This is a genomic window from Vibrio sp. Isolate30, assembly GCF_022397975.1.
GTDB lineage: Bacteria > Pseudomonadota > Gammaproteobacteria > Enterobacterales > Vibrionaceae > Vibrio > Vibrio fortis.
This window is the reverse complement of sequence record NZ_JAKEUS010000002.1, coordinates 602,223-615,159: the sequence shown is the minus strand read 5'-3', so window position 1 is coordinate 615,159 and position 12,937 is coordinate 602,223. Positions and strand designations below refer to the sequence as shown.

The 12,937-nt window shown below is 44.3% G+C and carries 11 protein-coding genes; all 11 read right to left on the bottom strand.

Annotated features, from left to right (window positions below; genetic code table 11):
- Positions 1 to 5: 5 nt before the first annotated feature.
- Positions 6 to 1,085: an efflux RND transporter periplasmic adaptor subunit gene (locus L1D60_RS09775; RefSeq protein WP_239840905.1), complete on the bottom strand. Its 1,080-nt coding sequence runs from the start codon at positions 1,083 to 1,085 to the stop codon at positions 6 to 8.
- A gap of 99 nt (positions 1,086 to 1,184) precedes the next feature.
- A complete protein-coding gene (locus tag L1D60_RS09770; RefSeq protein ID WP_239840904.1) occupies positions 1,185 to 2,063 on the bottom strand; it encodes a LysR substrate-binding domain-containing protein in 879 nt (292 codons plus the stop codon).
- Between the two features lie 148 nt (positions 2,064 to 2,211).
- A complete protein-coding gene (locus tag L1D60_RS09765; protein WP_172974231.1) occupies positions 2,212 to 2,865 on the bottom strand; it encodes a sugar transferase in 654 nt (217 codons plus the stop codon).
- A 9-nt stretch (positions 2,866 to 2,874) separates the two neighbouring features.
- Positions 2,875 to 4,062, bottom strand: coding sequence for a glycosyltransferase family 2 protein (locus L1D60_RS09760; protein WP_239840903.1), 1,188 nt, complete (start codon positions 4,060 to 4,062; stop codon positions 2,875 to 2,877).
- On the bottom strand, positions 4,059 to 5,159 hold the full coding sequence (locus L1D60_RS09755; RefSeq protein WP_239840902.1) for a glycosyltransferase: 1,101 nt from the start codon (positions 5,157 to 5,159) through the stop codon (positions 4,059 to 4,061). The genes L1D60_RS09760 and L1D60_RS09755 overlap by 4 nt, the downstream gene beginning before the upstream one ends.
- A 291-nt stretch (positions 5,160 to 5,450) precedes the next feature.
- Positions 5,451 to 6,875, bottom strand: a complete 1,425-nt coding sequence (locus L1D60_RS09750) for a GNVR domain-containing protein (RefSeq protein ID WP_239840901.1) — start codon at positions 6,873 to 6,875, stop codon at positions 5,451 to 5,453.
- Positions 6,872 to 7,990 (bottom strand): glycosyltransferase, encoded by a 1,119-nt coding sequence (locus L1D60_RS09745; protein ID WP_239840900.1) that lies wholly within the window; start codon positions 7,988 to 7,990, stop codon positions 6,872 to 6,874. The genes L1D60_RS09750 and L1D60_RS09745 overlap by 4 nt, the downstream gene beginning before the upstream one ends.
- Positions 7,983 to 8,756 (bottom strand): acyltransferase, encoded by a 774-nt coding sequence (locus tag L1D60_RS09740; protein WP_239840899.1) that lies wholly within the window; start codon positions 8,754 to 8,756, stop codon positions 7,983 to 7,985. Before L1D60_RS09740 ends, L1D60_RS09745 begins: the two co-directional genes overlap by 8 nt.
- A 90-nt stretch (positions 8,757 to 8,846) precedes the next feature.
- A complete protein-coding gene (locus L1D60_RS09735; RefSeq protein WP_239840898.1) occupies positions 8,847 to 10,223 on the bottom strand; it encodes an O-antigen ligase family protein in 1,377 nt (458 codons plus the stop codon).
- Positions 10,224 to 10,253: 30 nt separating this feature from the next.
- Positions 10,254 to 11,711 carry an oligosaccharide flippase family protein gene (locus L1D60_RS09730; protein WP_239840897.1) on the bottom strand — a complete coding sequence of 486 codons (1,458 nt, stop codon included), beginning with the start codon at positions 11,709 to 11,711 and terminating at the stop codon, positions 10,254 to 10,256.
- Entirely contained in the window at positions 11,704 to 12,933 is a 1,230-nt protein-coding gene (locus tag L1D60_RS09725) for a glycosyltransferase family 4 protein (RefSeq protein ID WP_239840896.1), read from the bottom strand. Before L1D60_RS09725 ends, L1D60_RS09730 begins: the two co-directional genes overlap by 8 nt.
- Between the last annotated feature and the right edge of the window lie 4 nt (positions 12,934 to 12,937).

Here is a 12,937-nt window from a genome sequence, read left to right as displayed (position 1 = left end):
GTTACCTACAGCTCTTTGACTTGAATTGATGGGAAGTGCTGACCTTCCTGAACGTATTGCGCACCACTAACCACAACATAATCGCCTTCATTCAGTTCTGATTGAACACAAACGTTTTCTTGGTTGAAAGAGCGAACCGAAACTGGCACAGCATGGGCTGTTTGGTCGTGAATCGTGAATACGAGATCTTGTTCCAGTGGTTTTACAATCGCGGAATAAGGGACACACAAAGTCGACTGTGTACTGCCGAGGTGTGTTGTGAGTGTCACGGCTTTTCCGGGTAGAAGCGCTTGGTTGAGTCCATCCAGTTGGTAAGTCACGGTATAGGTTTGCTTAATTGGATCAGGTAGCGTCGAAATCTCAGTGACTTGTCCAGCAACAGATCGTGCTTCGCCATACCAAGAGATTGCCGCAGATTGTTGGGGTTTGAATTGGTGAATCAAGTTTTCCGGAACGTCGATCTCCACCTCAAGCTGGTCAGGCTTATGTAGGGTGAACACGGAGATACCAGGAAGTACTTGCTCATATTGGTCAAAGTTAGATGCGGCGACCACTCCTGAGAATGGAGCGCGTAGTTCGGTGTAACGCAAGGTGTCTTTTGCGCGGCGAATATTTTGCTCGACTACTTTTACTGCTGCTTCACTACGCTCATAACCACTGATAGCGCGATCTAGGTTTACATTAGCAATGGCATCATCAGCGATTGCCTGTTTTACGCGAGCGAGCTCTGCTTTTGCAAGCTTATGGGCAGATTTGGCTTCAAGAGCGCGAGCTTGAAGTTCTTCCAATGCGACTTGGTAGTCATGTGGGTCGAGTGATGCGAGCGGTTGGCCTTTCTCAACGTAATCGCCAGTTTTCACCAATACTTTTTGAATTGTTCCAGGGACTCGAAATGCGACAGCTGCACTTTCAGCAGACTGCAGGGTACCCGTGAAGTGTTTGGCCGCTTGTTCTTCAGCGGCTTTAATTTTGATAACTTGTATTGGACGTGGTTCTTTAGTTGGTGCCACGGCTTGTGATTCATTGCAACCAAGTAATGGAAGTAAGCAGGCTGCGATGATGGAATGACGAAAGATAGTGTTCATGGATTGCTCCTATTAATATATAGGGCAATTCTATCTATCTATTTTCATTAGATAATCCGGTGACAGCGTGAAACACTGTCACACCAAATGAGACAATGTTCATAGTTTAGGCAGTTCTTGTAATAAAAAGTCGACCAAAAGCTGAGACGCATGACTGAGCGCTTTTCGCTGTGGATACAAGAGCCAGGCTTCCTCTTGTTGAAGCCTATCATTAGGGAATAGGTCAACCAAAGTACCGTCGCTGATCTCTTGGCGAACCAATAGTTCAGGCAATAGAGCAATTCCTCTGTGGCGAATTGCGCCACCTTTCACAAAACCGATGCTATCGCTCACGATTGAAGGTTCTACCGTCACGTTGATATTGGTGATGTCCCACTGTTGGTCGATATCGCCAGTTGGCCAACGAAAGCAAACAAATGGATAGTGAGACAGTTCGTGAACTGACGTTGGCTGGCCTTCTTTAGCTATAAAGTCTGGGCTAGCGACAAACACGCGCTGCAAATCCATCACTTTCCTAGCCACCAAATTGGCATCACTTAACCGACCGCCATGCATTGCGATATCGAGACCTTGGCGATGCATATCAACGAAACCATTGTTAATACTTCGAATATCCAACTCAACCTCCGGATATAAATCCTGAAAGCGGAATAGGGTAGATTGCAAAATATCGCTGGTCTCTGGGAGTAGGCCTATCTTAATTTTGCCGTGAGGTAGCACAGACAGGTTAGAGGCAACATGGTTTGCTTTCTCTAATGCTCCGAGAGCGACAAGGAGTTCTTTATAATAAAGCTCGCCAGATTGAGTTAGAGATAAACTACGAGTCGTTCTTAAGAACAGTTGAATTCCCAAAGATTTTTCGAGGTCGCTGATTCGCCGGCTTACATTCCCTCGTGGGAGGTCTAAAGCGTTAGCTGCAGCGGTAAAGCTTCCGAGCTCAACGACGGTAGTGAATAGTTTTAGGTCTTCAATTTTCATTTGTAAAAGGGAGGCTGCCAAAGTCTTCTATTATGGTACACCGTTTCTATTTTGATTTTTGTGAATAAAGTTCATATATGTTCAAAGCCTAACGCGACGACACGTTAGGCTTTGAGTTTACAAATCTAAGAGATCATTACACGAAGAATTAGCGACCGCGGCCATCAACCATAACGATGATAGTTTTGCTGATAATAGATAGGTCAGCAATGATCCAGGACTTCATGGAACATAAGCTCAGTGCGTAGCTATGATCGAAGCCGACTTTTCGTCTTACGTCTTCAATGCAAGTATCGTATCCTTGATTGACTTGAGCTAAGCCTGTAATGCCGGGCATCACGCCATATGTACGATCGGCAAAGTAAGGAATTTCAGTTTCTAATTTGTTGTAGAAAGTCGGGCGCTCAGGGCGAGGGCCAATCAATGACATATCGCCTTTGATTACGTTAAACAGTTGTGGCAGCTCATCAAGACGTGTTTTTCTTAAAAAGCGACCGACTGGCGTAATTCGCGGGTCATTTTTCGTCGCCCATACAGCACCAGATCGTTGTTCTGCATCTTCATACATACTACGGAACTTAAGAATTTCGAAAATCTCCATCTTTTCTGGTGTCGACTTACCAACACGGAGTTGACGATAGAATACGGGGCCTTTCGATGTCATCACAATTGCCAAAGCGATGATAGGGAACACCGGAGAGAACAAGATGATTGCAAACATAGACGCAAAGAAGTCGAAGCTACGTTTAGCGCGAGAAATCTTGTTTTGGTAAAGCATTTGTTGATGGTCTTGAGTAAACATAGTTGATCCTTAACGATTGACTCGTGTCCAAGGGGTATTCTCTAATCCAATCAGGTAACGGATACCGCCGACTAAATTGGCGTAATGGCCCACTACAAGATAAGAAATTAACGAAATAGGTTTGATGCTCAGTTTCTTTGGTAATAGATACCCAATGATACCCAGCGTATACACGGCGATTTGTGCCCAGAATAGAAAGTTAAATAGCAGGTAATCACGCAAGAAAAATGAGCATACCAAGCTAACAATCATTAAATACGGTGTGAGCAGCCTTAACCCTTTGCCAGAAAAGAAGGCAAACGCGATACCTTTGAATTTTGGGCTAAACAGACTAAACAACTCGATAGCTTGCTGCATATTGCCTGCTGAAATTCGTAGTCTTCTTTTGAAGTCAGCTTTGGTGTTAGTTTCTTCTAGTTCCAGTGCCACCATGCGCGTTTCATACTCAGCAATGTAACCTTGTTTGACGATCTGCATTGGTAAGATGAAATCATCATTAATTGTATTGCTTGGCAGTGGGCTAAATAGGTGAGTTCTGAATAGATAGAATGCACCGTGTGACCCCAGACTTGATCCCAGTGACGCTTCGCGTTCTTTAACGGCTGTTTGGTACTTCCAGTAGGCGTCTTCTCCTTCATTACCCGTAGGGCAGAGTTGATAAGTCGCATTCACGACACCTACTTTAGGGTTTTTAAAGTGCTCTCCGGCAATGAGTAGTGCGTCTAATGAAATCAATGCCGAAACATCGCTAAGCGCAGTAATATCTGAATCTATATTGGCTAACTCTTCGTTAACCGTTGCGACTTTGCCACGATTAAGCTGATGGTCATGAATCTCGAAGTAGATGTCACTACAAATCGCTTCTTGGATGGCCATTTGCGCGTTCTCAACGGTTTTGTCTGTACAACCATCACACGCGATGACGACTTTGAGCTTGTTCTTTGGATAATCTAGAGAAGCGAGATTACGAATTTTGTCTGCTATCCAAGCTTGTTCGTTGAACGCTGGAACCAAAATTGTCACTGTCGGAAGCTTACAGTCCTGTTCTTCAGCTTTGTATGCACGTTGGTTTTCATGCACTGGCGTCTTAGGGTGACGTTTCGCATACCAGCGAAGCAATATTGGGTAACCAGCGTGGTGATACACAATGAGTACACCAGCAAATAAGCATAGAGTAGCGAGTACTATGTCAATCATACGTAACTCTCCTCTGATAGCTTGTTGTAAGACTCGACCATATCGCTAATATTAAAGTTCTCAAGCACATAGCGACGAGGGTTAGAGAAATTCTCTAATGTTTCGTTTTGCGACGTTTTGAATAGCGAATAGGCTAGGTGAGGCACATTATCTGCCTTCACTAAATGACCCGTTGCTGGACAAAGCGTTTCTTTAACAGCACCAACATCCATCGCAACTGTCGGAATGTTGCAAGCTTGAGCTTCTAGTGAAGAAAGGGGAAGACCTTCTGAACGTGACGGAAGGCAAAATACATCCAACGCGTTATAGAAAGAGACCATTTCTTCGACAAGTCCAAGAAATATCACGCGATCTGAAACATTCAGTTTTTTCGCCAGTTGCTCAAGTGCGTCTCTTTGTGATCCATCCCCAGCAATGACGACTTTAATGCGTTTCGGAATTAGAGGCAGCGCTTTGATAAGTTGATCTTGACCTTTCACCTCTTCCAATCGACCTGCACAGCCAATGATGAAATCATCCTGACCGAGGTTAAATAGACGTCGAGCCGAGGCCTTTGACGTTGGACGGAATTTTTCGCAATCAATGCCATTTCGAATCGTCATGATGTTTTTGTAAGAAAAGGTAGAACACAGCTGGTTATAAACCTTAGCTGCATCAGCGACTAGCATAGGTTTTGCGAATTGAAGAGCGAGTGCTTGTAGGCGTCTTCTTTTCGCGTTCTTAAGGTGCCATGCGTCATGTTCCGTATGAATGCGATATGGAACACTGCATAGGCGGGCAGCGTAACCAGCGTAAAGGAGCGGGCCAATGTGGTGTGTATGAACCACATCTGGCTTGATGCTGCTGAATGCTTTGATAAGTGAAAGCAGAACGTTAAATTGCACGCCTGGTTTTTTGTCGAGGAACACGATTTGGGAACGGTATTGTTCCAACTTTGGCCAATTCGCGATGGAAGCGTCTCGTTGACCCTCTAAACTAACGATCAAAACTTGATCCTTTGGGTCAGCCAGACGAAGTAGGTCGAGAGTCAATGTTTCCAGCCCACCGGGTGCGAGGTGCTGAACGACATGAATTATTTTCTTTCCTTGTACTTTCATGTGGAACTCCGCTGTAAATGTTGTTGGTTAGTGGGTGAATAAGCCTTTTGAGATTTTCTGAATATTCTCGGTCCTTTATTCAGCTATACCTCTACCTAGCAGGTGCCGTGCCAAGAAAATTAAGTAATAAATACAGTGGTTTATTCGAATTTGGGAGGTTTTGAAATCTCATTCTCAAATTGAAAATCAAAACGCCTATTGAAAAACGGATTGGTAAGAAACGTATAAGTAGACAAAATAAAAAACCACCAGACAGAGCTGGTGGTTCAGGCGCAATAATCATCGAAAAAGTTAGTTCATTCTAGGAATCACGGTAACAACAGGGACACCTAACACTTCTTCAACTTGTGCACTTCCTTTCACTGATGAATCGAACAGTTCGAACAGTATCGCTAAACCTATCCCAAACCCTATCCCAGCTATCAAACCTGCAATTACAAAGATAAATGAAGGCATGTTAGATGGAATGCTTGGTGTGTAAGGTAGGTCGATGATTTTGACACGCTTGTTTTGCTCAAACACCCCAAGAGATCCAGTAAGTTGAGCCATTTCATAACGTTCAACCAATTCATCATAGAGCTGGCGTTTGATTTGAACATCACGCTGCAATCGGTACATCTCTTTCGCATTTTGACCAAAGTTGTTGGCTTTGTTTTCAAGTTCAAAGATCATGGTTTTGAGACTTTTGGTCTCCTCTTTCAGTGATTCAAAACGTGCACGGACAAGTTGTAAGCTGTGCAGTTGGGTTACCAATAACGGCTGTAGTTCAGACACATCATTAAAGGTATTGCTGCTGGCGATGTCCCATAATTGATCGCTATTCATGTTGGGTTGCTTCATTTCGAGCAGAGTTTTGCGTTCGCTCTCTAATCTTTCCAATTCTCGAAGTTTGGCTTGAACAGCACTGTGCTTGTTTGTGTATTTCGCTTGTAGCAATGTAAGTTCACTACGGATATCAATGATCTGATCTTCTATTTTCCCGATAACTGGGTTAGTTCGAGAGAGTTGTTGATCCATTGAGCCTAGGCTTTTCTTAACGCCTGCCATCTCTGCTTCTTTTTCCGACAGGCTCTGTTTGAGAGCCGCTAAGCGGTTGAGGCTCTGGCTTTGAATCTCTGGAGTCGACTCAATGTTATTGTTGCGATAAATCGCCAACGCTTGTTCCGCTTCGTCTAATGCTTCACGGCGTTTTTCTATGTGAATGGCGAGAAAGTTACTAGAGTCTTCAATTGAAGAACGCTCGGGAGCAAGCAACTGAGCAATAAAATGCTCGCTGACGGATGTGAGTGTCTCTTCCATTCTGTCAGGCGTGTCGCTAGTCAGACTGATTTTTAGAAAATCTTTACCCAGTTGTGTCACCATTAGTCGTTGTGAAAGGTCATTAATGATCTGTTCTTGCTCGATGCTAGACATACTTGAATCAATCAGTTCTAGCTCTTCGGCAACCGAGTAAAGAACATGACGACTGTGAAGCAGTGTCTTGAGCGCATTGATGCGATCTTTAAGCATGGTTGATACGGCAATGTCTTCTAAGAACGGGTTCATCTTAGCCGTTTCTTGAATCAGCATGCTGGTATGCGAATCGTACTTTTTAGGCGTTAGGTTCGCTACTAACAGGCCAATGACAGGCAATATCAACATTGGGATAATAATCACGTAGCGTTGTCGCCACGCACCATACAGTATGTGCAATAAACGAGTTTTTAGATTATTCATAGCGACTCCAAAATAGAGTGAACAATCTCACCGCGACTCTTCCAACTCTCTTTTTCAACAATCGTTGGTGAAACAGCGCGTGATTGGCGAGCATGAGTTAAGGCTTGTGATGTCTGTTCAGCGTTATGAACGGTTGTCACATACTCTTGATAAGGCTTGAGTGCCGGGAAAGGAGTAGAAACGACAGGGGTGCCAGCCGCAAGATATTCCATGAGTTTTAATGGGCTACAAGCTCTAATTTGTTCGTTGTCGACAAATGGCAACCAACTTACATCCCAGTGTTGAGAATAACGTGGCAATTCATGGTGCGCTCTTGGGCCTAGATAGAAAACATTGCTCATTGTTGGAAGAGCGAGTTCGTCTAATTCATTTGGTCCGATGAAAACAAAGTCCCAATCTGAGCGTGCTAATGCCGTTCTCTCAATCAAATCATAATCCAGCCATTGAGATAAACTGCCGTAAAAACCTGCAATAGGGCGGTGGTTGCTAGGTAGGTCTAACGCACGTTCAGAGGGTGTCGAAAATAGAGAAAAATCGACACCGTGTGGCAACAAGTGCGCTTTGCCGTGAGGAAATTTGTTCATCAACTTGTCACTGACAGCAAAGATCACATCCGCCTTTTGGACCAAGTCCTGTTCATGTTGAGCAACACACTGGTGGTCAACGCCAGCCAATGCAGCAAAGTCGTCACCACAGTAGTAAACAACATGACTTTCTCCTAAACAACCACAAAGGTCAGCTGCTGTTGGTAATGAGGTCCAAAGTACAGGGTTGTTCATCCCTAACTGCTTAATAACTGGCTTTAGTTGAGTGAGCATAAGCTCTTTAGCAAGCTTTCTTGCAATCGAAGAGCGTGGTGCTGGTATGGTTTTAAGATTCACCACAGTAATGTTGTCGAATCGCTGATTAGGCAACATGTTTTGCGTTTGTGCGTTACTTCTTCCAATGAGTTTGTTTAATGCACGAGTTGCGTCTTTGAGATTCAGCTTTGGCTGTCTCAAGCCAATCGAGTTCACCCATAACACCTTGTGCTGCTTCGATAAATGACGAATCAGGTGTTGTGTCGATGAAGGTAGCCCACCGAAGTCTTCTCCGAAAACAATGAGATCACGCATGATGACCTCCTTTAGATTGTTCATTATCGAACATACTTGATTGATTCGGGATGTTTCCAACAATGCGCGCTGGATTGCCCGCGACAATTGAAAATGGAGGCACACTCTTTGTCACAACGCTTCCTGCTGCAACAACACTGCCTTCACCTATAGTGACACCACCTTTTACGGTGACATTGGTACCAAGCCAAACGTCTTGTTCAAGAATGATATCGCCAATTTGTTCAGGGTCGTCACCTTCACCAAGGGCGCGTCGACGCGCGTCGAGAGGGTGCCCAGAATAACCAAATAGGAATGCACCACTTGCGATCCGCACATTGTCTGACAGGACAACTCGTCTACCGACTGCAATGGTTGACTGCCAACCGACATCAACGTTATTGCCGATTTCTAAGGAAGGCTGACTTCCATCTGCCGTAGGTTGTGTGCAGCCAGAAAAAGTAGTGTGGCCTGAAATACGACACTCGTTACCTACATTAATAGTTAGGGGACCACTTACAAATGGTAAACCTCCATAAAGGTATAGGTGCTTACCGCATTGGTTCAGACGTCCTTTGAAAGCAGGTGTCCAATAGAAAAAACGAGTGATACCCGAAATCAAACCAGAGACGCTGTTGTGAGCATGGTAAAGGCACTTACTCGCAAATTTTGGTAACGGAAGTTCGGTATTACGTATGTCTTTCAAAATGAAAAACAGATTACGAATATGAGAATTAGGATGAAACTTCAACCAAGTCTTAAATTGATGTACTGATACTGACGTCATTTTGAAATCTCCATTTCTTGTTTTAATGGAGTACTTTCATTATACGTGCCAGATAAAAAACTATTATTTTTCAGCTACTTACTGTTATGGTTAATTTAGCTTCTCATTTTGACGTTCAGTCTGAGATATATGAGAAACACAAACGGTGAGTGCGGAAAGGATATAGATAGGCCAGTTAAAGCCTTGAGTGAGGAAGGTGCCAGACACAATTGTCCCGATAAGCCCTGCATAAACGGCGAACGCTGAAGAGTAGAGGATCGGGTTGACGGAATTACCCTTATCTTTGATTTGTTTTAAAGATTTGCGCGCAGTGATGAGCAAAGAGCCAATCAAAATGATAAATACAATTAAACCAACAAAGCCCGTTTCGGCAAGTACCCCAAACCAAGTACTGTGCACTGCGTGGTTGAGGCCATCCCAATGTGGGCTGTAGAAAAAGTAATTCGAATAAAAGTTGTTTAAGCCAACCCCTGTAAGCGGGTTATCGAGAGCCATTTTAAACGCCGCCTCCCAAGCATACAGGCGTCCCATCGCAGAGGCATCAATACCGGCTTCAGCGGCTCCTCCTGAAGTTCGGTCTGATATACCAGCAGCAAAATATAGCCCAACCGCGGCGATTGCTCCTAAGCCGATTAAAGTGACTTTAGAACGAATGATGCTCAAGGCGAAAATTCCAAGTACAGCGATAGAACCCAACAGTCCTCCGCGGCTTTGTGTTGCAATAACTGCGTAGAGCAGGATTAAACAAGCGGCAGTTCCGACGAGACGGTGCGCCGTAGGGATGCCTTTAGTCGTCGCTTGGCTGATTGCAAACGCCATAGGGAACATAAGCACAAGAGCAAGGTCGTTAGGGTCGCCTAACATTGAGCCAATATCACGTCCGATGGTCACACGAGTACCTTCGACGAGTCCAACTCCATTAATTGAGTTAGAGATAGCGATAACGCCAATTAAGCAGCCTGATAAGATAATGATAGTAGACGTTTTTGCGAGCTTATCCATGCTATTAACCAACCATACGATGGCGAGTGTCATCACCATGATTTTCCAATAGATGCCTTTAAATTCTTGGATTGCAACGCCTCGATTCGACGCAAAGACGAGACCAATTGTCACAAGTAACCAGAACAGCGCCAACCAAGAGAGTGAGCGATGCCAATAGGGTTTTAATTCCTTACTAATGAGTGTGTGCCATATCAGAGCGGACAGAGCACCGAGAGAAAGAAACAGTGGCAATTTGAATGCATAAAGCTGAGGAATGGCTTCATGAATACGGAAAAACGAGAAGACGACGAAAAGAATCACCAGCCAATAGGTTTTATTAATGACAAAGAGAGCGCCCAGTGGAACAAACGCGAGGCATAACGCTACAGCAGGGTGTGGTGCAAGAAACCATACGCCACCCATCAACAAGCACAGCATGGATACTGTGACGATTGACGGTAATTTTTGAGCGGCGTTTGTCATAATGAAATTCCTCTGCGTCATATAGCTTACCTAGCAAGGCTTGTGCCCAGATGAGGTTCCGAATTTACTAATGACTTTAGCGCCACATTGCTGAACGAAATCTCTTACGGCTTCGACACGATATGCAGGAAGGCAGCAAATGATGGGAGCAATCACTGCCATGCCAAGACACAGCCAAACATTTTGCATGGAAAGCGCGAGCAAAAGGGACAGCACCAACACATTAAACTCAAAGACAAATAGACCTAACGAGTAGGGAAGGTGAGTGAGTTTTTGACTGTAGATAAACACAGCGACAGCTTTAAAAGCTTGAGCAATACAGAGTGCGCCAATAATGCCCCAGACGCCAAAGCCGCTGAGCAACCACATCATGCCAAGCCCGATTAAAGTGGCACTCACCGAGATAGACAGCTGCAACTTGGTCGCTTTTCTGTGAAGAATACCGATATTGAGTAACTCAGCGACTTCTTTGAACCATGAAAATAGCAGCGTTCCCAATACAAGCTGCGCTGACAACAGATAGCTTTCCGGTAGCGCCAACAAGATAAAGGCCTTGGCTGCGAAGGCAACGCCCACTGTCAGTAGAGTGATGTAAACAATGCCGAGTTGGGTTACCTCTGCGGTTTTACGTCTACCTTGAACCGCTAGAGTATTAAAACGTTTTGGCATCCACCACATTCCAAAAGGCTGAACCAGGATACACATGGCAAAAGAGAATTTAATCGCAATCGCGTATTGGCCAAGCGTATCGAGATTAGTGGAGTAGGCAACAAAGAAGCGTTCCGCACCATTTAAACCAAAGCCTATTAGGCCAGTCAGCATTAATGGCCAGCCGTAACGAAGATAGTCTCGAAATGCTGGGGTTGTGTTCAATACAAGCTTGAAGCGATTGATAATAAGTAGCGCGACGACTTGGAATAGGTAGGTAATAACCCCGCAGATTAAAATCTTTTCAACGCTCGGCCCTGAAAATAACACGCCAAGAATTAAGCTGATTTGTAGTAACGTCGAGGCAACACTCACGGTTAAAAACGTTAGTGCTTTATCCTGCATTCTCAGCCATGCTGTGGACAACCCAATGATGCCCTCAAGGGAGGCGCAGATAAGAATTAAATTGAGTTCAGTGCGGCTAGCGAATGCAAACTGATGACTAAAACTGATATTGATGTAGCCGAATAGAACAATAGACAGAATCAAAGAAACAACGCAAGTGAGTGAAAATATCTCACTGGCTTTTTGAAATCTTATTTTTGAATCACTCTCTTCTCCAACAAAGCGATAAAGTGCTTCATGCAAAGCAAAGGTGACAACAATACCGGCCACGGCTCCAATCGATGCTAGTAGATCTAAACGTCCAATCTGAGAAGGCGCTAGGTAGTTGGCAATAATTGGCAGCATGATTAGTGCTGCGCCTTTACTTATGACTAAGCCAACACCGTAAGTGAGCATGTTCATGAATGGTGTCGGCTGACGTAGAGACTTAATCATGTGAAGTCTCCAATGAACTGACCACTTTTGCATTGTGAGATTGTCCACGCAGTGCGACACAAATAGAGGCATAACACTGATCCGCTCGATACTGCTTAGACATCTCTAAACTGGCTTGTGACAAACGTTGGCGAAGCTGCGGATCATCCATCAGTTGTTGTACTGTCTCATACAAAGATTGCGGGTTTTGTGGCGTGAATTTAAGACAGTTGACCTTGTGTTCAAGAACTTGATCCCAATAAGCACCATCATTTGGAATCACAACGCACAACCCCGCAGCTAGGCTCTCTAGAACAGATAACCCAAATGGTTCGTTGATACTGGTAGAGACAAAAATACCCGAATCTGCACGTATTTGATCGAGATTGGTAGGCGCATGAAACAGTTTAGTATGCGCGTTTTCAGTTGGCAGACTGCTAACACCTAAATGTGTGTTTTGCGGCGTGATATAGCAAATATTCGCATCCCATGGCGTAGTTTGGTTAGCAATATCTAATGCCGTGTTGAGCGTCTCTAATCCTTTCCATTTGAGTAGAGAAGCAGCCCAAAAAACTTGGTTAGACGTTCCTTTACTCGGCGTTGGCCAGTTTGAGGGAGTTAAACCGTTGTTGAAAGATTCAAATCTCGCGTTTTCAAGCACGGAGCGCGTCATGATTTCAGTTTGCTCATCATCATGAGTTTTAGAAAAGTAACAGCTTAGAGCGGCGTGAATTGACTCGACACTTGAAGACAAATAGAACACGTAATCAGCGCGTGTAAAGCAATGGCCGATTGAACGAGAAAGCCCAACAGGTCCATGAACCAGCTGTATGATAGGCACTCTCGACACCCATTTGATAATGTACAGAGCCATATCAATACCCGGGTTTGAGGCACCAACTGCATAGTCAACACGTGGTAAACGGATACATGTAAATAGCAACATCAAAGCTAAAATGCATTGAGCGATCCAATAACGCAGTCCCTGAGGAACAGTAAGAAATCCCCAGTTAGGTAGAGTAATCACTTTCGCATTGAGATTGGTGACAGCTGAATTCCAAGAGTTAGGATCAGCGGTAATAATCGTAAAGTTCACCCGTTGGCTTAGATGATTTTTAATTGATTCGTGAGTGGTCATCAACATTTCAAGTGTTGCAATTTTAGAACCGCCTGCAAATGGAATCGGATCATAAACCAATCCATGTGTAGTGAGGTCGTTGGTATTATCTGTTTTAGTATTCATAGTT